The organism is Demequina litoralis, assembly GCF_030418455.1.
GTDB classification, from domain to species: domain Bacteria; phylum Actinomycetota; class Actinomycetes; order Actinomycetales; family Demequinaceae; genus Demequina; species Demequina litoralis.
Window position 1 is genome coordinate 47,879 of the sequence record NZ_JAUHPW010000013.1, and the last position, 20,551, is coordinate 68,429.

Here is a 20,551-nt window from a genome sequence, read left to right on the forward strand (position 1 = left end):
TCGGCGGGGTGGCGGCAACCCCGCCGAGCACTACTCTCGTACCCACCCCCCATCACAGGAAGGCTTCGACGTGACCGACACCGCTGCATCGTCCACCGCGGAGGCCTTCCGCGTCGTCAAGAACCCGAACCCGGCCACCGATGCCGAGCGCGCGGAGAAGCTCAAGGACCTCGCGTTCGGGCTCCAGTTCACGGACCACATGGCCCACATGACCTGGACGGCCGACGGGGGTTGGGGCGACCGCCGCGTGGAGCCCTACGGCCCGATCCCGATGGATCCCGCCGCGTCGGTGCTGCACTACGCGCAGGAGGTCTTCGAGGGTCTCAAGGCGTACCGGTGGGCCGACGGCTCGATCCACCTCTTCCGCCCGGTCGCGAACGCCGAGCGCCTCCAGCGCTCCTCGTGGCGCATGGCGCTGCCGGAGCTGCCGGTCGAGGACTTCATGGCCTCGATCGACGCGCTCCTCGAGCTCGACCACGCCTGGGTGCCGGACGCTCCCGAGACCTCCCTCTACCTGCGGCCGTTCCTCATCGGCACGGACGTCTTCCTGGGCCTGCGCGCGCCCAAGCGGGTCGACTACCTGCTCATCGCGTCGCCGTCGGGCCCGTACTTCCCGGGCGGCATCAAGCCGGTGAGCATCTGGGTCGAGCGCGACTACCACCGCGCGGGCCCCGGCGGCACCGGCGCCGCGAAGTGCGGAGGCAACTACGCCGCGTCGCTGCGCCCGCAGATGGCCGCCTACGAGCGCGGCTTCGACCAGGTCCTGTACCTCGACGCCGCCACCAACGCGGTGCTCGAGGAGCTCGGCGGGATGAACGTGTTCGCGGTCCGCAAGGACGGCACCGTCCTCACGCCGATCATCAACGGCAACATCCTCGAGGGGGTCACGCGCAAGAGCGTGATCCAGCTGGTCGAGGAGCGCGACCTCAAGGTGGTCGAGCGCGACATCACCCTCGCGGAGCTGCGCGAGGGCATCGAGGACGGCGAGATCACCGAGGTGTTCGCGTGCGGCACCGCGGCGATCATCACGCCCGTGGGACGCATCGCCTCGGCCGACTTCGACGTCACCGTCGGCGATGGCGAGCCCGGCGACGTCACCAGCGCGATCCGTCAACGCCTCACCGACATCCAGTACGGCCGCGCCGAGGACACCTACGGCTGGATGACCCGGGTCCGCTGACGGGACGATGCGCGGCGCGCCACCGCGCCGCGCCGTCGCGCGTGCGTCGGGAGGCCTGCCGGCTCTCGCGCCCTCGCGTTCGCGCCGCCGACCCCGCATGATGGGACGCGAGCGCATCAGCGACCGCAAGGAGGAGCCCGTGCCCGTCAAGGACCTCGTGCTGACCAGCCCCGACATCGCCGGCATGGAGCGGATCGACGACCGGTTCGCCGGCCAGTTCGGCGCGGAGACGCCTCGCATGGTCGTCGACGGGATCCCAGCGGAGGCCGTCGAGCTCGCGCTCGTGTGCCACGATCCCGACGCTCCCAAGCCGCTCGGATTCACCCACTGGACGCTGTACGGGCTCGCGCCGCTCGACGGCGAGATCGACGTCGCGGCGGGTCGCCAAGGCCCGAACGACGACGGCGGGCACGGCTACGTGGGCCCGTTCCCGCCCTACGGCCACGGCGACCACCGCTACTACTTCTGGGTGTACGCGCTCAGCCGCCCCGTCATCGGCGAGCCCGCACGCGACGCCTTCCTCCACGCCTACGGCGACGCGATCATCGAGCAGGCGCGCCTGGTCGGCACCTACTCGCGCTGACGCGCGCACCCGTGGCCCCGGGCGGGATGCGTGGGCGACGATGCGCGCGCCGCTCCGGTCGCGGCTCGGCCGGGTCGGGCGCATCCTGAGGGATAGCCCCCACGCACTCCCAGGAGCAGCCGCATGACCACCGTGGCCCCGCGCGTCTCCCGACGCGACGACGAGCGCTACCGCGCGGCCGAGCGGGACGTGTGGGCGCTCCACGGGATGGCGCCCGTCGAACGCTGGATCGAGGTGCCGGACTACGGCATCCGCGTGCGGGTCCTCGAGCACGGCGAGGGACGGCCGGTGGTGTTCGTCCACGGCAACCCGACCGCCGGCAACGTGTTCGTGCCGCTCGTGGCCGCGCTGCCCGGTGTGCGCGCGATCGTGGTCGACCGTCCGGGCTGCGGATTGAGCGAGGCGCTCGACTACTCCCAGATGACGCCCGAGGATCTCAGGCGCGCGATCACCACCTACGTCGCGGCGGTGATCGAGGGGCTCGTCGGCGGTCCGGCGCACCTGCTGGGCAACTCGGCGGGCGGGGGCACGGTGCTGGTGGCGGCCGCGCGGCTGCCGGACCTCGTCGAGAGCGTCGTGATCGAGGGCGTGCCCGCGGTGCGCGGCATGCGGCTGCCGCGCGAGCTGCGCCTGACGGCGCTCACCCCCGTCGCCCGCGTGGTCGCGGCGCACAAGGTCAACGAGGCGGACCTGCGCCGGTCCTTCCGCGCGATGGGCCACGGGGATCTGCTCGAGGCGGGCGGTCCGCCAGCCGCCGAGCTCGCGTGGCGCATGGCGCTGTCGCGCTACACCGACACCTACTGGCACGAGCTCTCGCTCATCCGTCGCACCGCCACCTGGCGCGGCCTGCGCCCCGACTGGGTCGCCGGCAAGGAGACGCTCGAGGCGCTGCGCATGCCCAGCCTGTGGATCGTCGGCGACCGCGATCCGTTCGCACGCCCCGAGCGGGTGCGCGCGTGGGCGCGCCACGCGCGCGACTCGACCGTGCACGTCATGGAGGGCTCGGGCCATCAGCCGTGGCTCGACGACCCGGCGCGGCACGCGCACCTCATCACGCGCTGGTGGGACCCCGGGCCTTCCGGCCCGCAACAACCTACGGTTGCGTAGGTTAGGCTTCTTCCATGCAGAGCAGCATGACGTCCCCCGCCCTTGCCACCGTCGACGACCGCCTCGACCTCACCGCGCTCCTGCGCGCGCGCACCGCGGCCGACCCGGCCGCGCCCTTCGCCGAGGTCAAGGACGAGTCCGGCGTCTGGCACACCGTCACCCGCGCCGACTTCGAGCGGCGCGTGCGCGCCGTCGCGAAGGGTCTGATCGCCGCGGGCGTGTCCGCGGGCGACCGCGTCGGCGTCATGGGCGACACGAGCCTCGAGTGGTCCGTCATGGACTTCGCGGTCCTCGCGGTGGGCGGCGTCACCGTCCCGATCTACCCCTCCTCCTCCGCAGCGCAGTGCGCGTGGATCGTCGAGGACGCGGGCCTCGGCTTCGTGGCCGCGGAGACAGCCGAGCAGCGCGCGATGCTGACCGGGCTCGAGCACGCCCCCACCGCCCTCGCGCTCACCGCCGAGGGCCTCGAGGCCGTCGCTGCCAAGGGCGAGGAGGTCACCGACGACGCCCTCGACGCGCGCACCGCGGACGTGGTGCTCGACGACCTCGCCTCGATCATCTACACCTCCGGTACCACCGGCCGCCCCAAGGGGGCGATGCTCACCCATGGCAACCTGGTGGCCCACTGCGCGAACATCGAGCTCGATCCGCACTTCGGCGCCTTCGTGCAGGGCCAGACCCGCGTGCTGCTGTTCCTGCCGCTCGCGCACGTCTTCGCCCGCCTCGCGATGGTGCTCGCGCTGTCGTCCGGGGCCGTCATCGGCTACACGCCGAACCACCGCACGCTCGCCGCGGACCTCGCATCCTTCCGGCCAACCTGGATGCCGCTCGTCCCGCGCGTGCTCGAGACCATCTACAACCGTGCCGACGGCGCGCAGACCGGCGTCAAGAAGAGGATCTTCCGCTGGTCCGCGTGGGTCGCGCGCGAGGTGTCGAAGGCTCAGGAGTCCCGCGGGCCCGGCATCGTCCTCAAGTCGCAGTACGCCGTCGCCAACGCGCTGGTGCTGAAGAAGATCCGCCACCTTCTCGGCGGGCAGCTCGGCTACGTGCTCGCGGGCGGCGCGAAGCTGACGCCGAGCATCGGCCACTTCTTCCGCGGCCTCGGCGTCACCGTGATGCAGGGCTACGGCCTCACCGAGACCACCGCCGCCCACATGGGCACCCCGAGCACCGGTCAGGTCATGGGCACCGTGGGCCACCCGATCGCCGGCTGCGAGATCACGCTCGCCGAGGACGGCGAGATCCTCGCGCGCGGCGTCAACCTCTTCGCCGGCTACTGGAACGCGCCCGAGGCCACCGCCGCCGTCATGCGCGACGGCTGGTTCGCGACCGGGGACCTCGGCGAGATCCACGACGGCAACCTCACGATCACGGGCCGCAAGAAAGAGATCCTCGTGCTCTCCTCGGGCAAGAACGTCCAGCCCGCCACGCTCGAGGACTCGCTGCGCTCCCACCCGGCGATCCAGGACTCCGTGGTGATCGGCGACGGCCGCCACTTCGTGTCGGCGGTGGTCACGCTCGACCCGGTCCTGCTGCCCACCTGGCTCGCGGCGCACGACCTGCCCGACATGCCCGTCGAGGAGGCCGCTCGCCATGAGCGGGTGCGCGAGCTCATCGGCCGTGCCATCACCACGGCGAACGAGCACGTCTCCCGGGCCGAGGCGATCCGCGAGTTCCGCATCCTGCCGCGCGAGTTCACCGAGGCCCGCGAGGAGATGACAGCCTCGCTCAAGGTGCGCCGCGAGACGGTCATGGAGCACTTCGCCGAGGTGATCGAGGCGATCTACGCACCCGCCGGCGGCGCGCCCAAGGCGGCCCGCTCCTAGCGACTCCCAATGACACATGTGACGCATGGGGAAGCGGGCCGCGTGCCGCGACCGCCGCATCGTCCCGGCGCCCCCGACAGGTGGGGGCCTTCCCGCCGTCGCCGCCCCGACGTAGCCTGACGGGGTCGCGCCGCGGCGCGGCAGGGGAGGGCCGTCATGGCTGGTCTGGCGATCGAGACCGAGGGGCTCGTCAAGGTCTACGGGGACACGCGCGCCGTCGACGGGATCGACCTGGCGATCCCTCGTGGGGGAGTGCATGGCTTCCTCGGCCCCAACGGCGCCGGCAAGACCACCGCGATCCGCATGCTCGCGACGCTGATCCTGCCGGACGCGGGCCGTGCGCGCGTCCTCGATCACGACGTGGTGCGCGAGGCGGACGCCGTCCGCAGCCTGATGAGCCTCACGGGTCAGTTCGCGTCGGTCGACGAGGACCTGACGGGACGCGAGAACCTGCGCCTCATCGCGAGGCTCTACGGCTACCGGGGTGCCGCCGCGACGCGCCGCGCGGATCAGCTGCTCGAGGCCTTCGGGCTGGCCGATGCGGCGGACCGGCAGGTGAAGAAGTACAGCGGGGGCATGCGCCGGCGGATCGACATCGCCGCCTCCCTGGTGGTGAGCCCCGAGCTCTTGTTCCTGGACGAACCGACCACGGGACTCGACCCGCGGGCGCGCAACGAGGTGTGGGACATCATCCGCGCGCTCGTGAACCACGGCACCACGGTCATGCTCACGACGCAGTACCTCGACGAGGCCGACCAGCTCGCGGACCGGATCTCCGTGATCGACCGCGGCCGGATCATCGCGGAGGGCACGTCGAGCGAGCTGAAGGCGTCCGTGGGCTCCGGCACGCTGCACGTCCGGGTGATGCGCCGCGACGACCGCGACGCGGCACGGGCGATCCTCACCCGCGAGCTCGGCGTCGGCTTCGACACCACGCACGACCCGCAGGCGCTGGTCGCGGGCCTCGACGACCGTTCGGGCGTCACGCGCGCCCTCACGGCGCTCGAGGACGCGCGCATCGACCTGGCGCAGTTCGCGCTCGGCCAGCCCACCCTCGACGAGGTGTTCCTCTCCCTCACCGGCCATGCCGCCGAACCCGGCGACGAGGGGGAGGCAGCCGCATGACCGCCCAGGCCTCGCGGCAGCAGGAGGAGAGCGCGCCTCGGGTCGAGGCGATCGCCGCGGCCCTGGTCGGCGGCAGCCGTCCGTCACGGCCGTCACCGCTCAGCAGCTCGATCTCGTTCGGCTGGCGCGCCCTGCTGAAGATCAAGCACGTGCCCGAGCAGCTCGCGGACGTCACGCTCTTCCCGGTGATCATGACGCTGCTGTTCACCTTCCTGTTCGGCGGCGCCATCGCGGGGTCCGTCGACTCCTACATCGCGTACATCGCGCCGGGTGTGCTGGTCCAGTCGGTGCTGTTCATCACGATGTACAGCGCCTCGACGCTGCGCACCGACATCGACCGCGGGGTCTTCGACCGTTTCCGGTCGTTGCCGATCTGGCGTCCGTCCCCGCTCATCGGCATGCTGCTCGGCGACGCCGTGCGCTACTCGCTCGGCGCGGCGGTGACGGCGGCGGTCTGCCTGCTCATCGGCTGGAGGCCCGAGGGCGGGTTCCTCGGTGTCCTTGCGGGCGTCGGCGTGGTCCTCACGTTCGCGTTCGGGCTCGGCTGGCTGTGGCTGTTCTTCGGCCTGATCCTGCGCACGCCCGGCTCGGTGACGGCGGTCTCGACCATCGTGCTCATGCCGGTCCTGTTCGGCTCCAACATCTTCGTCGACCCGTCCACCATGCCCGGGTGGCTCCAGGGCTGGGTCGAGATCAACCCGGTCTCGGACCTGGTGACCACCACGCGCGCGTTCATGAACGGCACACCGGTCGGGCCCGAGCTGGGCGTGACGCTGGCGTGGTCCGCGGGTCTCGTCGCGGTGTTCGGCTCGCTGACGATGTGGCGGTACCGCAACCCGCGCTGACGCGCGTCCGCCCTGGTCGACAAGCCATTTTCGGCATCGGGGGACCAAAGTTGTCACGGAGTGCCTCCCGAGTAGGGAATGATTCTCCGGTGACTTTGACGCAGGACATCGAGCCCCGGACGTACTTCCGCACCTTCGAGGCCGCGCTGGCGGACTTCAAGCCCCCGGCCGAGAACATCGACCAGATCATCGACGTGGTCCGTACCCTCAGCTACGAGCACGTCTACATCCCCGAGTCGCGCGCCTTCATCGCGCTCGAGCCCGCGGGCAGCACCAGCCCCGTGGCGTTCATCGCCCACGGCTACATCGCCGTGCACCCGCAGGAGGGCGACAACTACTGGATCGAGCTGCCGGCGCACCAGGCCGCCGCCAAGGGCTTCGCCGCCGTCGCGAAGCAGGTGGAGGAGGCCGTGATCCCCACGTGCGCGACGTGCTTCACCAACCTCCCGTCGACCGGGATGTGCGACTACTGCGACTAGACCTCGGCTGAGCGCCGGGCGAATCCGCTCCGATCTGGACGCGCCGCCCCCATTCATCGCCGATAATTGACTCGACCCCGAGGTCGGGTGCCCTCTTCATTCCAGTTCCGGGTTCCCGATCTCGGGGTCGCCTCATGTCCGGGCGGCGCTCCCACGCCCGAAACCCGGAAAAACGGGACCAACGGTGCTTGTGTGCATCGTTGGAGGGTTCCTACCCTTGGCCGCATCGTCACGAGGACCGCCATCGGGGGCGGGCCGCGGACGACGCGCAGCTCAGAGAGGAGCCGCCATGCCGGAGGTGCTCGCTCAAGTAGAGGTCGGTCAGATCGCGCAGTCCGCCTCGTTCGTCTGCGAGGCGCGCGGTCATCAGTTCATCGACGAGGTCCGCCTCGATGCGAAGCTGGCGAAGGAGGATCGCCGATATCGCGAGGGCGTGCGCTGGATCCGGCAGTGGAGCGGCTACTGCGCATGCTGCGGCCGGCGCGTACGGGTCACGCCCCTCGCCGCCTGATCCCTCAGAGGACGTCGTACACGAGCGTGACGTGGCCGCTCGGAAGGGCGTCGATCTCCACGGGGCGCAGCGTGCGCGCATGCCGCAGCCCCGGGGTGGTGGTGCGGCCCTCGCCGATGAGCACCGGGACGATGCGCAGCCGCACCACCTCGACCAGTTCGGCCTGGAGCAGGGCGCCGGCGAGCATGAGGCTGCCCCACAGCACGATGTCGCCGTCGTAGCGGTGCTTGAGCCGGCGCACGGTGTCGCGCGGCTCGCCCACCTCGACGGTCGCCGACGCATAGTCGCCCCACGGCGCGCGCCTCAGCGTGTTCGTGACGACGTGCTTGGGGGTCTCGTTGATGAAGTCGGCGAGGGGCTCCTCGTCCGTGGTCCTGCCGGGCCAGTAGTCGGAGAACAGCTCGTAGGTGGTGCGGCCCAGCAGGATCGCGTCGACGTTCTCGAGCATCGCGATCTGCCCGGGGTCCGTCGCGTCGAACGGTCCGGGGATGCGCATGAAGTCGAGCCGGCCGTCCGGGCCTGCGGCGAAGCCGTCGACCGTGACGATCTGCTCGACGATGAGGCGACCCATACGGCCAGAGTAGGTCGCGTCACCCCAGGTGCGCGCGCCGTCGCTAGGGACGATGCGCGGGCTCGGCGGCGCGGTCGTCCGGGGTCTTCATACGGGTGACCGCGCGCAGGTCGCGGCCCGCGATCACCAACGTCACGATGGCCGGCAGGGCGATCACCGTGTCCCACAGCTGGCCGGGCGCGCCCATGCCGATCACGGCGTCGCTCGGCTGCACGGCGATCCACTGCGACACGGCGAGCACGGCGATCCACGCGGCCATCCCGGCCACGGTCACCCACGCGACGACGCGCCAGGCCTTGACCACGCCTGCGTTCTCGGCGGCGCGGGTGCGACGGACGATCCATCCGGCGACGAGTGCGAACGCGGTCACGAGCATCACCGCGCCGAGGAGCCAGTTGGCCTCCTTGGGCATCGCCCGCTCGGCCGGGATGACGCTCGCGCTCGGGTCGTCCCACGTGCGCAGCTGCTCGGGCACGCTGACCACGACGAGCAGCGCGCCGAGCGCAAGCACGATGCGCACCGTCAGGGAGCCTGCTGCCACGAGCCGCGACCACTGTGTCATGCGGCCATCGTGCCTGGTCAGCGGGGGAGGGCGCTAGGGTTCTCGGGTTTCGGCGCGGGCGCGGCGCTCCCGCACGGTCGTGATGATCGTCGCCGCGACCTCGGCGGGGTCCTCGTGCTCCCAGAACCGCAGGACGAGCCATCCCGCGTCCTCCAGCGTGCCCGTCGTCTCGATGTCGCGCTCCCGGTTGCGTTCGAGCTTGGGCAGCCAGTACTCGCTGTTCGCCTGGGGGCTCGTGCCGTGGACGGGGCAGGAGTGCCAGAAGCACCCGTCGACGAACACGGCGACCTTCGTCGGGCGGAACAGCAGGTCGGCGGTGCGGCGCACGCCCTTGATCGGCGTGGCGGCGACGCGGTACCTGAGGCCGGACGCGTGGACGAGCCGGCGGACGGCGAGCTCGGGCTTGGTGTCGCGCTTCTTGTTGCCCTTCATGGAACGCGCGACACCTGGGCTCGATGCCCACGAACCTGCTGTGTCCACGCTCGGAGCATAGGCATGAGCGTTAGAGCTCGGCCTCGCACGAGGCTACGTGGTGGCCAAGAACTCCTTGAAGGTGAGCCCGAGACGATACGGATCGGGGCGGTCTCGGCGTGCCCGCGGGACGATCGTCAGCGATCGCCCGGGGAGCCGCTGAAGTGCGTGCTCCCACACCGGTCCGTCGGCGATCTCGAGGATGTCGCGGCGTACGTGCAAGCGTAGATCCTCGTCAATTCCCAACTGTTTGCCGTCGTATGCGCGGTGATGGATCGAGCAGAGCGCGAGGCCGTTCTCCACGACGGGCTGGCCGTTCGGATCCTTGTCTCCCCGGATGTGGGCCGCATCGAGCAGCGCGGCCTCGGGCAGTGCGCAGATCGCGCATCGGGACTCGTACGCGGCCATCACGATCGCCCTGAACCGTGGCTGGTGAAGCCTTCGCTCGACCATGGTCTGAGCCCATTCGCGCTCGATCGGCGAGACGAGGTCGGTAGCTCGCACTTCCCCTTCGGCGAGCGCGATCGTGAACTCACGACTCGAGTCGTCCCTGGTCACCGCCGCGACCATTCCGACAGGAAGATACGTGTACGGCATCGGCTTGTACAGGTACAGGACCGGCACGCCGTCGCGATGTGCCGCGAACAGCTTGTTGTTGGACGAGTCGATTTTGCCGTGCTTGTTCACGCAGTACGGGTACTGCCATACGCCCGGCTGTACCTGGCGGTCGGGGTAGCGGCCGTTCTCGACTGTGGTGATGGACAGGGTGTGGCGCCACTCGCCAGGGTTGCGGATGCCGCGTCCCTGCGGGTCGATCAGGGGGAGACGCACGCCGTCGATCGTGTAGTCGAGCAGCCAGTCACGGTGGAGCGGTTGAGTGCCGTCCTCGCTCGCTTCCATGACGTCCCGGAAGATGCGCGCCCGGATTGTTCGGCTGTCCTCGACCATCCCCGCAGCTTGCCGCAACGCGTCGCGAGAAGCTACCCCCGCATCGTCCCACCGGGCCCGATCCCGCCCACCGGAATACCCTCGAACAGAAGGGGGTTCCGCCACCATGACCACCATCGGCATCATCGGTTCCGGTCGCATCGGCTCCAACGTCGCCGCCGCGGCGGTGCGGGCCGGCTACGACGTCGTCCTGTCCAACTCGCGCGGCCCCGACACGCTCGCGCCCCTGGTGCACAAGCTTGGGCCCCACGCCAGCGCGGCCCACCCCGCAGAGGCGGCGCACCGCGGCGACCTGGTCCTGGTCGCGGTCCCGCTCGGCAAGGTCGACGAGATCCCCGCCGGTGCGCTCGCGGGCAAGGTCGTCATGGATGCCAACAACTACTACCCGCAGCGCGACGGCCGCATCGCCGCGCTGGACGACAACAGCACGACCACCTCGCAGCTGCTGCAGGACCTCGCGCCCGGCGCCCGCGTGGTGAAGGCGTTCAACAGCATCTACGCGGCCGAGATCTCCGAGCACGGCAGCCCGTCCGGCACCTTGGACCGCCGCGCGCTCCCGATCGCGGGCGACGACCCGGCCGCCAAGCACCTCGTCGCCTCCTTCATCGACGCGATCGGCTTCGACACGGTCGACGTGGGTCCGCTGTCCGAGTCGTGGAGGGTCGAGAGGGACACCCCCGCCTACACCGTGCGCACGACGCGCGGCGAGCTCGAGGCGATCCTCCCGACGGTGGAGCGCGTCCGCCAGGGGTAGCCCGAAAGCCCCTGGTCTGTCCCAAATCTGAGAGTTACACTGCCTCTCACTAGCTGGGGGGTTAGTGCGATGAAGCCTTGGGGTAGTGCGCCACGCCACGGATCCGATAGCGACCCGGCGGGCCCGCGCGCCCCGCGGCCGGGCGACGGATCCGGGGTCGCCCGCGCGCGCCGGCCGCGCGTCTGGATCCTGCTGCTGGTCGCCTTCGTCGCCTTCTGCATCTGGGACGGGCTCCAGAGCGCGGACGATGCGGTCGCGCGCCAGGCGGCCGCGTCGAGCGGCCTCGTCGTCGGAGACACGTACTGCGACCACACCCGGGTGAGCGAGATCGAGGGCGGCTATCGGGTCGAGGTGCGCAAGCAGTACGACGAGAGCGTTCCCGGCCCGCCCCTCACCTTCGACCTCGTGGCGTCCTCCGAGGATGTCTCGCACGCGAGCGGCTGGGAGCCGATCGAATGGTCCGAGGGCGTCGCGTACCTGCGCCCCGGGAACGATCCCGCGCTCGCGCTCGCCATGGGCGGGCGCTGGTGGACCGCGCGCCTGGTGGGGGAGGAGGAGGCGCTCGTCGGCGACGAGCTTGTCCACGCGTTCTCGGTGCTCGACGACGTCCTCGAGATGCGTGTCGCGCTGTGACGCGCCTCCTCGTCTCGCGCACGCGGCGGCGCTAGCCTGACGGGACTACCAGGGGGGATCACGATGATCGCAGGGCAGCAGCCGTCCGCTCACCAGGATCAGGGTCCGGTCGACCCGTCCATCGGCGGCGTCAGCGCCGGGGGAGACGGCGTCGCGCCGCTCGACCATCGCAACCGGTTGTGGCCCGCGCTGCTCGCCATCGTGGTGGTCGCGGCCTTCGCGGTCTTCGCCTGGAACAAGCTCACGGATCCCGTCGACTCGGCAGCCCGAGCGGCGATGGCGGCGGACGGCATCGCCGTCCAGGAGCACGCGTCGGACGTCGTGACCGTCACCGAGCCTCCCGGGGGCGGCTACCAGGTCTTCGTGTCCGAGACGGTGGGCACGCGCTCGCAGCTGTCCGGCGCGACCTACATCATCACGCCCGCGACCGACGATCCCACCGGCGACGGCGAGTGGCAGCCCTACCCGTGGGAGGGCGTCGACGCCTATTCCTCGGACGGCGACAACGGACCGCTCTACATCGACGCGGGCGCGCACCGATGGCTGGTGACGCTCGGCGGGGTGGGAGTCGCCGGCGTCGACGAGGACGGGCGCTGGGACGCGCTCGTCGAGCACTGGGACGAGCTGCACCAGACGATCGAGTTCGTCCCCGCGTCGTAGGGACGATGCGCGGGCAGGTTCCACCTGGCGCCAAGGGGGCATGACGTGACCACGGAGACGCCGATCGACGGGCCTCAGCTTCCGCCGCGCGCGAAGCGCGCCGACCGGAGATGGCTCGTCGTGGCGATCGCGGTGATCGCCGCGTCGGCCGTGCTGGTCGCGTGGCAGGTCTCGAGGAGCGCGCAGGGCTCGGTGGCCCGCCACGCCGCCGCGGAGCAGGGCATCGAGGTGGTCGGCGACGACTGGGTCAAGGTCGAGCAGACCGAGGCCGGCTTCCGCGTGTGCGTCTACACCGGCACCGGTGACTCGGGTGACTTCGAGGAGTCCAGCGACATCTGCGACATCGCCGTCTACACCTACGAGATCGTGCCGGCTACGGCAGGCGAGGCGGACGGCTGGCAGCGCTTCGAATGGCCGGACGGCTCGCTCGACGCCCGCTGGGATCCCGCCGCCTCGCCCGACCCGCTCCTCGTCGTCGACGCGGGCTACCGCTCCTGGAAGGTGCGCGCGACCTCGCGCCACGGCACGTCGGAGGAGGACGTCCGGCGCAATCTCGCGGTGCTGCTCGACGACGTCGCCTTCATTCCGTCCCCCTAGCAGGAGGGACGATGCGGCGCGGGTTTCGCGCTTGAGTGCACCTCGGGCGGGTGCGAAGATGAACAAAAGGTGAACGTCACGGGCTCCGGCCCGACGGCCGCAACCTCCGCAACGGCGCGGAAGGGAGATCGCCATGACCATCACGCCGGCGAACCACTTCGATCGCGAGTCCGCCCACGAGCATGTCGACCGCGCGCTCGACGACGCCGTCACGCATCTCGCCGAGCACTTCATCGAGTTCGACCGTCCGCTCATCCAGCGCATGGTCCGCGAGTCGTACGAGAAGCTCGCCGCCACCGCGGTGGTGCACCAGCACCTCGTCACCCTCGCGGAGCACCGCGCCTGGCTGCGCCTCGACGACCTGCGCACGTCCCGGATGTAGCCGTCCCGCTGAGAGCCCGACCACCTGGGACCACGGTCCCGCGCATCGTCGCGCCCGCGGGTGGATGCTTCAAGGGTGATTGGTTCAAGATTTCCTGAACAGTATGCCGCCGACGCGGCGCTGCTGGCCGCCGTCGCGGACCCGATCCGCCTCCAGCTGGTCGCCCAGCTCGCGAACGGCACCTCGTGCGTGTGCAACCTCGTGACGGACCCCGAGATCCCGGGCAACCTGCTGAGCTACCACCTCAAGAAGCTGCGCGACGCCGGGCTGATCGAGGGCGCCCGCCGCGGCCGCTGGATCGACTACTCCCTCACCGACGGCGCCCTCGAGCGCCTCTGCGCGGCCCTGCCGGCCCCGCTCGACGCCCTCCCGCTCACGAGCACGCGATGACCACCGACGCGCCCGCCCGGACCGGCCACCCCGGCCTCCGCAGGGGCGCGACCCTCGCGGCCGCGGCGCTCGCATGGTGGGCGCTGTACTCGCTCAACCTGCCCTTCTGGGACTGGCTGCTCGGCGACGTCGCGGGCCTCGACCTCGACTCGCGCGCCGGGGGAGCGGTCCACTTCTTCCTCTACGACAGCGTCAAGATCCTGCTGCTTCTCGCGGGGATCATCTTCGTCGTCACCGTCCTCCGCTCGTTCATGAGCGTCGAGCGCACCCGCGCGCTGCTCGGTGGGAAGCGCGAAGGTGTGGGCAACGTGCTCGCCGCGGGTCTCGGCGTCGTCACCCCGTTCTGTTCGTGCTCCGCGGTGCCCGCGTTCATCGGCTTCGTCGCCGCGGGCGTCCCGCTCGGCGTCACCATGAGCTTCCTCATCGCCAGCCCGTTGGTGAACGAGATCGCGATCGCCCTGCTGCTCGGGCTCTTCGGCATCGGGCCCACGCTCCTCTACGTCGCGGCGGGCCTCACGATCGCGATCGTCGCCGGCTGGGTCATCGGCCGCCTCAAGCTCGAGCGGTACGTTGAGCCCTTCGTCTTCGAGACCAAGCTGCGCGGCAAGCCCCTCGACCCGGCCTACGGGCTCACCTGGGACGACCGCATCCGCATGGGCGTCGAGGAGGTCGGCGCGATCCTGCGCAAGATCTGGCCCTACCTGCTCGTGGGCATCGGCCTTGGCGCCGCGATCCACGGCTGGGTGCCCGCCGAGTGGTTCGCGGAGCACGCCTCCGCCGACAACCCGTTCGGCGTCCTGGTGGCCGTCGGCCTCGGCGTCCCGCTCTACTCCAACGCCGCGGGCATCCTCCCGCTGGTCGACGTGCTGTTCGCCAAGGGCGTCCCCATGGGAACGCTGCTCGCCTTCATGATGGCGACGGTCGCGCTCAGCCTGCCCGAGACCATCCTGCTCAAGCGGGTCCTCAAGCCCCGCCTCATCGTGACCTTCGTCGGCATCGTCGCCGTCGGCATCGTCGCGGTGGGCTACCTCTTCAACGCCATCCTCTGAGAAAGGGCACCGCCATGCACATCAAGATCCTCGGCCCCGGCTGCGCGAACTGCGCGAACCTCGAGCGCGCCACGCGCGAGGCGATCGACGGTCTCGGGCTGTCCGCCACCGTCGAGAAGGTGACGGACTACGGCGAGATCGCCGCCTACGGCATCATGCGCACCCCGGGCCTCGTCGTCGACGAGGAGGTCGTCCTCGCCGGCCTCGTCCCCACCGCAGCGCGGGTCAAGGAGCTGCTCGCCGCGCGCACGGCGTAGGGACGATGCGCGGGCCGGGTGAACATCCGGTGACCGCCCTTGCGCTTTGATGTGACGTCTGCCTAAATAGAGACATGTCGAATCAGCGCGAGCTCATCATCGTCGGTTCCGGCCCTGCCGGGTACACCGCTGCCATCTATGCCGCCCGTGCGGGTTTCCATCCGCTGGTGATCGCCGGGTCGATCACGGCCGGTGGCGCCCTGATGAACACCACGGAGGTGGAGAACTTCCCCGGTTTCGTGGAGGGCGTGCAGGGGCCGGAGCTGATGGAGACCCTGCAGGCGCAGGCCGAGCGTTTCGGTGCCGAGGTCATCTTCGACGACGCGACCTCGCTGGACCTCGAGGGCCCGGTCAAGAGGGTCGTGACGGGCATGTCGGGCGAGTTCGCCGCGAAGGCCGTCATCCTCGCCACCGGGTCCGCGTACCGCGAGCTCGGTCTGGACGACGAGAAGCGGCTGTCGGGCAAGGGCGTGTCGTGGTGCGCGACCTGTGACGGGTTCTTCTTCCGCGACCAGACGGTCGTGGTGGTCGGTGGTGGCGACTCCGCGGTCGAGGAGGCCACGTTCCTGACCCGTTTCGCCTCGAAGGTGTACCTGGTGCACCGCCGCGACGAGCTGCGGGCCTCCAAGATCATGGCCGACCGTGCCCACGCGGACCCCAAGATCGAGTTCGTGTGGAACTCCGAGGTGACCGGCCTGGACGGCGACGCCAAGCTCGAGGGCGTGCGCCTGCGCGACCGGGTGAGCGGCGAGGAGTCGACGCTGGCCGCGACGGGCCTGTTCGTCGCGATCGGTCACGAGCCCCGCTCCGAGCTGGTCAAGGGCGTCATCGACACCGACGAGGGCGGCTACGTGCAGGTGATCGGCCGCACCACCGCCACGAACGTCGACGGCGTGTTCGCGTGCGGCGACCTCGTCGACAACCGCTACCGCCAGGCCATCACCGCCGCCGGCTCCGGCTGCGCCGCCGCCCTCGACGCCCAGCACTTCCTCGACAGCCTCGACGACCTCGAGGCCCAGCCGGCGCTGGCCGGCGAACCCGCATAAGGATCCCAACGGAGGGAGCCCGTCATGTCCACCCCCACCGCCACCCACCCCGCGCACGAGAGCTGCGTCGCGACCCGGGTCGAGGCGCACACCATCGCCCCGGAGCTCGCCGATCGCGCCGCGGCCGTCCTCAAGGCCGTGGCCGATCCGCTGCGCCTGCGCATGATCGCGCTGATCGCCTCGGCGCCGAAGGGCGAGGCGTGCGTGTGCGACCTCACCGAGCTGGCCGAGGTCTCCGGCCCCACCGTGTCGCATCACCTCAAGACCCTCAAGGAGGCCGGGCTCGTCGCCTCGGAGCGGCGCGGCACGTGGGTCTACTACCGCGTCGCCGAGCCCTACCAGCCGGCCGTGCGCGGGCTCCTCGAGACCCTCGTCCCCGCCGCCGGCGCGGAGCGTGCCCCGCACGACATCGAGCTCGAGAACGTCGACCGCGCCCTCGCGGCCGTCATCTCCAGCCTGACGGAGCGCTTCCCCGAGATCGCCCCGACCCTGGTCGACCGCATCGTCCGCGAGTCCTACACGGGCCTCGCGCGCCGCGCCGCGATCCGGCAGCACCTCGTGCCGCTCACGCGCCACTTCGCGTGGCAGCGGCTCGAGGACATCCGCAAGGCCGATGCGCCGGCCGGCGACTACCCGCCGCAGGTGCTGTTCGTGTGCGTCCAGAACGCGGGCCGCTCGCAGCTCGCGGCCGCGCTGCTGCACCGCTACGCGGGCGACCGCGTGGTCGTCCGATCGGCGGGTTCGATGCCCGCCGCATCGGTCCACGACAAGGTCCGCGTCCACCTCGACGAGCTCGGCGGCGACGAGGGGGCGTTCCCCAAGCCGCTCACCGACGACGCCGTGCGCGCGTCCGACGTGGTCATCACGATGGGCTGCGGCGACGTCTGCCCCATCTATCCCGGCAAGCGCTACGAGGACTGGCAGGTGGGCGACCCGGCCCTCGCCAGCGCCGAGGGCGTGGCCGCGATCCGCGACGACATCGACGGCCGCGTCCGCGGCCTTCTCGGCGACCTCCTTCCCGACCTCACCCTGCCCCCGATCCGAAAGGCATCCGCATGACCGACACCAAGCCCTCCGCCCTGTTCGTGTGCGTCCACAACGCGGGTCGCTCCCAGATGGCAGCCGGCTTCCTCCGCCACCTCTCGGGTGGTGCCGTCGAGGTCCGCTCGGCGGGCTCGATGCCGGCGGAACAGATCAACCCGGTCGCCGTCGAGGCGATGCTCGAGGAGGGCATCGACATCCGCGAGGAGCGCCCCAAGGTGCTCACCACCGACGCGGTCCAGGCCTCCGACGTGGTCATCACCATGGGCTGCGGCGACGTCTGCCCCTACTTCCCGGGCAAGCGCTACGAGGACTGGAAGCTCGACGACCCGGCCGGCCAGGGCATCGAGTCCGTCCGCCCCATCCGCGACGAGATCCGCGGCCGCATCCTCACCCTGCTCGACGAGCTGGGCGTGCAGCCCGTCGCCTGACCCCCGCATCGTCCCTCCTACCAGGGTCCCTGGTCGGGGCCCGCGGCCTGCCCTAGATTCGAACCATGTCGATCGACTGGTCGTTCCTGGTCCCCGGCCTGATCGTCGCGCTCTTCGCGGGCGCGGCGGTGGGAGGCTTCCTCGACCTGTCCCGCCGGGTCGAGGAGCGGCGCACGCGGCGCCGGCTGTTCGCGGAGGAGGCGCCGGTCGCGCTGTCGAGCGCGCACGACCTCCTCATCCCGCCCCTGCCCAAGGACCCCACCTCGCTCGTCCCGCCCGAGGAGATCACCCGCGGGCTGCGCGAGCAGGTGGCGCGCCTCGAGCGCGGCACCACGCGCCAGCGCGCGGCCGTCCCCGCGATCGACATGCTGCTCGAGATCAGCCGTGCGCTCGAGGACATGACCGTCCGCGGGCGCGCGCTCGACCTGCGCCTCGAGACCGTGATGGCGGACGCGCCGCAGACCCTCGAGCACAAGCTCGTCGTCAAGCTCGCCCGGCAGGCGATCCTCAAGGACCCCACGCCGGCCGACGTCATCCCGCGCATCGACAACCCCGAGGCCCAGGCATCGATGACCCGGGACGATGCGGTGGTCTCCGAGATCGTCCGCTACCGCCGTGCGCAGCAGCTCCTGCACGACGCGCGCGACGCGTTCGTCGACCACTGGTGGACCGTGCGCGACCTGCGCCTCGCCGCCGCGACGCGCCTCGCGACAGCCCGTCACGAGGGCGGCGACTCGGGCAAGAGCGCCGCGCGCGCGGTCGAGCGCGACCTCGAGTCCGCGATCGCCGCGGACTTCCGCCGCAACTGGGCGCGCATCGACCATGCGATCCCGCTCGCCGACCTCGCGGACGCGACCGCCGCGAACCTCGGCGCCTCCACGCCGGCCGAGGAGGCCGCCGCGCCGGAGGACAAGGGCCCCGCGGCGCGCCCGGGCCGCATCCAGCTCTAGCCGCCGCGCCGCGCGCGGTGCCATGCTGACCAGGTGAGATGGTTCGGCGCGTCCCTCGTGTTCCTCGCGGAGCTGTCGCTCCTGCTCGCCCTCGCGTGGTGGCCGCTCGCTCGCTTCGACGGCCCGCTCAGCTGGGCCCTCGCCGCGGCGCTGCCGATCGCGGTCGCCGTCTTCTGGGGCACCTTCCTCTCGCCGAAGGCGCGGCGGCCGGTCGGGCGCATCCCCACGCTCGTTGCCCGCACGCTCATCCTGCTCGCGGCGCTGCCGCTGTACTGGGTGCTGGGCGCGCCGCTGCTGTTCGGGGTCCACGCGGCGGCGGTGGTCGTCGGCACGGTCCTCACGGGCGGGAGACCCGCACCCGAGTGATACCACGGTGATACCATCGAATGATGGCGATGACACTGCGGACGGATTCCGTGCTCGAGGAGGCGCTCGAGCTGCTCGTGCGTGAGGAGGGGCTCTCGCGTCAGGAGATCGTGCGGCGCGCGGTCCTGGAACGCGCGGAGAAGGTGAGCCGCCGCAACCGCCTCGCGAGCCTCACCGAGGAGGCGCTCGACGAGTGGAGCGAGACGCTCGCACGTCTCGGCAGCGAGTAACGCCACGTGACGGACTACATCGAGCTCGACGAGCTCCTCGAGATGGTCCGCGTGGCCGGTCTCGGACCCGTGCGCGATGTGGGCCTGCTCGAGTCCGCGCTCGCGCGGCCCGCCACGACGCTGATGGGCGCGGACGCGTACCCGACGCTCGAGCTCAAGGCCGCCGCCCTTCTCCACTCGCTGGTGAACAACCACGCGCTCGCCGACGGCAACAAGCGGCTCGGTTGGCTCGCGACCGTGGTCTTCGTGGGATTCAACGGCTTCCGCGTGCGGATGTCGCAAGGGGAGGCGTTCGACCTCGTGTGGGCCGTCGCGGACGGCACGCTCGACGACGTGGGGGCGATCGCCGCCCGCCTGCGACTCGAGTCCCGCGGGTGATCCCGCGACGGGTCTAGGCTCGCCCCATGGAGACGCAGGCGCCCACCGCATCGTTCACCGTGATCCCCAACCGTCGCCCCGCGACGGACGAGGAGCGCTGGCTCGCGATGGAGGACCCCGTCTTCGGCAAGGTCTTCACCGACCACATGGCCCGCGCCACCTGGCGTGAGGGCGACGGCTGGGCCGACCGCCGCATCGTCCCGCTCGCCCCCATCCCCCTGCACCCGGCCGCCGCCGTCCTGCACTACGCGCAGCAGGCCTTCGAGGGTCTCAAGGCGTACCGGTGGGCCGACGGCTCGATCAAGCTCTTCCGCCCCGAGGCCAACGCCGCGCGCCTCGCCGCCAGCTGCCGCCGCATGGCGCTGCCCGAGGTCTCCGAGGAGGACTTCCTCGCCGCGGTCGAGGGCCTCGTCGAGGTGGACCAGAACTGGGTGTCCGGCACGGACGGCGCCAGCCTCTACCTCCGCCCCACGGTCATCGCGACCGAGGCGAGCCTGCTGGTGCAGCCCGCCGCCGAGGTCGACCTGCTGGTGACCGCGTCCCCCGTGGGCGCGTACATGGGCGCCGCGGGCGAGGGCGTGTCGATCTGGGTCTCGCGCGGCTACCACCGCGCCAACCCGGGCGGTACCGGGGACACCAAGACCGCCGGCAACTACGCCGCGAGCATGCTTCCGCAGAAGGAGGCCAAGGAGCACGGCTGCTCCCAGGTGCTCTTCCTCGACGCGAGGGAGGACACCTACGTCGAGGAGCTCGGCGGCATGAACCTCGTGGCCGTGCGCGCCGACGGCTCGGTGCTCACCCCGCGCCTCACCGGCACCATCCTGCCGGGCGTCACCCGCGACTCGATCCTCACGCTGCTGCGCGACGAGGGCCGCACGGTCGAGGAGCGCGACATCGCGCTGAGCGAGCTGGTCGAGGGCATGGAGTCCGGCGAGATCGTCGAGCTGTTCGCGTGCGGCACCGCCGCGGTGGTCACCCCCATCGCCCGCCTGGTCTCCGACGACCTCGACGTGTCGGTGCCGGAGCGGAGCGAGGACGACGGCCCGTCCGTCGCGGAGACGATGCGCGTCCGCCTCACCGACATCCAGTACGGCCGCGCGGAGGACCCGCACGGATGGGTGCGCGAGGTGGTTCCGGCCCCCGAGGGCTGAGGCCCGGCGTCGGACCGCGCGCGTACGC

28 protein-coding genes are annotated in these 20,551 nt (G+C 71.3%); 24 read left to right on the top strand and 4 right to left on the bottom strand.

The window, feature by feature from the left end; translation table 11 throughout:
• Positions 1 to 70 precede the first annotated feature (70 nt).
• The 8 genes from QQX09_RS13770 to QQX09_RS13805 all read left to right on the top strand — a co-directional run bounded on the left by QQX09_RS13770 (position 71) and on the right by QQX09_RS13805 (position 7,656).
• A complete protein-coding gene (locus QQX09_RS13770) occupies positions 71 to 1,180 on the top strand; it encodes a branched-chain amino acid aminotransferase (protein WP_301135795.1) in 1,110 nt (369 codons plus the stop codon).
• Between the two features lie 139 nt (positions 1,181 to 1,319).
• Positions 1,320 to 1,763, top strand: a complete 444-nt coding sequence (locus QQX09_RS13775) for a YbhB/YbcL family Raf kinase inhibitor-like protein (protein WP_301135797.1) — start codon at positions 1,320 to 1,322, stop codon at positions 1,761 to 1,763.
• Between the two features lie 123 nt (positions 1,764 to 1,886).
• Complete coding sequence (locus tag QQX09_RS13780; RefSeq protein WP_301135804.1) at positions 1,887 to 2,870, top strand: alpha/beta fold hydrolase; 984 nt, start codon at positions 1,887 to 1,889, stop codon at positions 2,868 to 2,870.
• Between the two features lie 14 nt (positions 2,871 to 2,884).
• Positions 2,885 to 4,696: an AMP-dependent synthetase/ligase gene (locus QQX09_RS13785; RefSeq protein WP_301135806.1), complete on the top strand. Its 1,812-nt coding sequence runs from the start codon at positions 2,885 to 2,887 to the stop codon at positions 4,694 to 4,696.
• A 156-nt stretch (positions 4,697 to 4,852) separates the two neighbouring features.
• Positions 4,853 to 5,821 (top strand): ATP-binding cassette domain-containing protein, encoded by a 969-nt coding sequence (locus tag QQX09_RS13790; protein WP_301135809.1) that lies wholly within the window; start codon positions 4,853 to 4,855, stop codon positions 5,819 to 5,821.
• Entirely contained in the window at positions 5,818 to 6,666 is an 849-nt protein-coding gene (locus QQX09_RS13795; RefSeq protein ID WP_301135811.1) for an ABC transporter permease, read from the top strand. Before QQX09_RS13790 ends, QQX09_RS13795 begins: the two co-directional genes overlap by 4 nt.
• A gap of 89 nt (positions 6,667 to 6,755) precedes the next feature.
• Entirely contained in the window at positions 6,756 to 7,145 is a 390-nt protein-coding gene (locus QQX09_RS13800; protein WP_301135813.1) for a hypothetical protein, read from the top strand.
• 289 nt (positions 7,146 to 7,434) lie between these two features.
• A complete protein-coding gene (locus QQX09_RS13805; protein ID WP_301135815.1) occupies positions 7,435 to 7,656 on the top strand; it encodes a hypothetical protein in 222 nt (73 codons plus the stop codon).
• A 4-nt stretch (positions 7,657 to 7,660) separates the two neighbouring features.
• Here QQX09_RS13805 and QQX09_RS13810 read toward each other — a convergent pair whose 3' ends face one another.
• The 4 genes from QQX09_RS13810 to QQX09_RS13825 all read right to left on the bottom strand — a co-directional run bounded on the left by QQX09_RS13810 (position 7,661) and on the right by QQX09_RS13825 (position 10,208).
• A complete protein-coding gene (locus QQX09_RS13810; protein WP_301135817.1) occupies positions 7,661 to 8,227 on the bottom strand; it encodes a dihydrofolate reductase family protein in 567 nt (188 codons plus the stop codon).
• Positions 8,228 to 8,270: 43 nt separating this feature from the next.
• Entirely contained in the window at positions 8,271 to 8,789 is a 519-nt protein-coding gene (locus tag QQX09_RS13815) for a hypothetical protein (RefSeq protein WP_301135820.1), read from the bottom strand.
• A gap of 33 nt (positions 8,790 to 8,822) precedes the next feature.
• Entirely contained in the window at positions 8,823 to 9,221 is a 399-nt protein-coding gene (locus tag QQX09_RS13820) for a very short patch repair endonuclease (protein WP_301135822.1), read from the bottom strand.
• A gap of 93 nt (positions 9,222 to 9,314) precedes the next feature.
• Positions 9,315 to 10,208 carry an HNH endonuclease gene (locus QQX09_RS13825; RefSeq protein WP_301135825.1) on the bottom strand — a complete coding sequence of 298 codons (894 nt, stop codon included), beginning with the start codon at positions 10,206 to 10,208 and terminating at the stop codon, positions 9,315 to 9,317.
• Between QQX09_RS13825 and QQX09_RS13830 the strand changes: the two genes are divergently transcribed.
• From QQX09_RS13830 to QQX09_RS13905, 16 genes are all read left to right on the top strand, one after another.
• Complete coding sequence (locus tag QQX09_RS13830) at positions 10,174 to 10,962, top strand: NADPH-dependent F420 reductase (protein ID WP_301135828.1); 789 nt, start codon at positions 10,174 to 10,176, stop codon at positions 10,960 to 10,962. The two genes, QQX09_RS13825 and QQX09_RS13830, sit on opposite strands and share 35 nt — an antisense overlap.
• Before the next feature lie 69 nt (positions 10,963 to 11,031).
• Positions 11,032 to 11,595: a hypothetical protein gene (locus tag QQX09_RS13835; RefSeq protein WP_301135831.1), complete on the top strand. Its 564-nt coding sequence runs from the start codon at positions 11,032 to 11,034 to the stop codon at positions 11,593 to 11,595.
• A 63-nt stretch (positions 11,596 to 11,658) separates the two neighbouring features.
• A complete protein-coding gene (locus QQX09_RS13840; protein WP_301135833.1) occupies positions 11,659 to 12,255 on the top strand; it encodes a hypothetical protein in 597 nt (198 codons plus the stop codon).
• A gap of 45 nt (positions 12,256 to 12,300) precedes the next feature.
• Entirely contained in the window at positions 12,301 to 12,852 is a 552-nt protein-coding gene (locus tag QQX09_RS13845; RefSeq protein ID WP_301135835.1) for a hypothetical protein, read from the top strand.
• Between the two features lie 133 nt (positions 12,853 to 12,985).
• A complete protein-coding gene (locus tag QQX09_RS13850) occupies positions 12,986 to 13,234 on the top strand; it encodes a three-helix bundle dimerization domain-containing protein (protein ID WP_301135836.1) in 249 nt (82 codons plus the stop codon).
• A gap of 75 nt (positions 13,235 to 13,309) precedes the next feature.
• Positions 13,310 to 13,624 carry an ArsR/SmtB family transcription factor gene (locus tag QQX09_RS13855; protein ID WP_301135837.1) on the top strand — a complete coding sequence of 105 codons (315 nt, stop codon included), beginning with the start codon at positions 13,310 to 13,312 and terminating at the stop codon, positions 13,622 to 13,624.
• Positions 13,621 to 14,673, top strand: coding sequence for a permease (locus tag QQX09_RS13860; protein ID WP_301135838.1), 1,053 nt, complete (start codon positions 13,621 to 13,623; stop codon positions 14,671 to 14,673). Before QQX09_RS13855 ends, QQX09_RS13860 begins: the two co-directional genes overlap by 4 nt.
• A gap of 14 nt (positions 14,674 to 14,687) precedes the next feature.
• The gene (locus tag QQX09_RS13865; RefSeq protein WP_301135840.1) at positions 14,688 to 14,930 is read left to right on the top strand and encodes a thioredoxin family protein; all 243 of its coding nucleotides are present in this window, start codon (positions 14,688 to 14,690) and stop codon (positions 14,928 to 14,930) included.
• A gap of 74 nt (positions 14,931 to 15,004) precedes the next feature.
• Entirely contained in the window at positions 15,005 to 15,976 is a 972-nt protein-coding gene (gene trxB, locus QQX09_RS13870) for a thioredoxin-disulfide reductase (protein ID WP_301135842.1), read from the top strand.
• Between the two features lie 24 nt (positions 15,977 to 16,000).
• Positions 16,001 to 17,035, top strand: coding sequence for a metalloregulator ArsR/SmtB family transcription factor (locus QQX09_RS13875; protein WP_301135844.1), 1,035 nt, complete (start codon positions 16,001 to 16,003; stop codon positions 17,033 to 17,035).
• Positions 17,032 to 17,448 (top strand): arsenate reductase ArsC, encoded by a 417-nt coding sequence (locus QQX09_RS13880; protein WP_301135847.1) that lies wholly within the window; start codon positions 17,032 to 17,034, stop codon positions 17,446 to 17,448. Before QQX09_RS13875 ends, QQX09_RS13880 begins: the two co-directional genes overlap by 4 nt.
• Positions 17,449 to 17,513: 65 nt before the next feature.
• A complete protein-coding gene (locus QQX09_RS13885; RefSeq protein WP_301135850.1) occupies positions 17,514 to 18,398 on the top strand; it encodes a hypothetical protein in 885 nt (294 codons plus the stop codon).
• A 33-nt stretch (positions 18,399 to 18,431) separates the two neighbouring features.
• A complete protein-coding gene (locus QQX09_RS13890) occupies positions 18,432 to 18,764 on the top strand; it encodes a DUF2568 domain-containing protein (RefSeq protein ID WP_301135853.1) in 333 nt (110 codons plus the stop codon).
• A gap of 23 nt (positions 18,765 to 18,787) precedes the next feature.
• Complete coding sequence (locus QQX09_RS13895; protein WP_301135855.1) at positions 18,788 to 18,994, top strand: ribbon-helix-helix protein, CopG family; 207 nt, start codon at positions 18,788 to 18,790, stop codon at positions 18,992 to 18,994.
• A gap of 6 nt (positions 18,995 to 19,000) precedes the next feature.
• Entirely contained in the window at positions 19,001 to 19,372 is a 372-nt protein-coding gene (locus tag QQX09_RS13900) for a type II toxin-antitoxin system death-on-curing family toxin (RefSeq protein ID WP_301135857.1), read from the top strand.
• Positions 19,373 to 19,398: 26 nt separating this feature from the next.
• On the top strand, positions 19,399 to 20,523 hold the full coding sequence (locus tag QQX09_RS13905; RefSeq protein ID WP_301135859.1) for a branched-chain amino acid aminotransferase: 1,125 nt from the start codon (positions 19,399 to 19,401) through the stop codon (positions 20,521 to 20,523).
• Positions 20,524 to 20,551 lie beyond the last annotated feature (28 nt).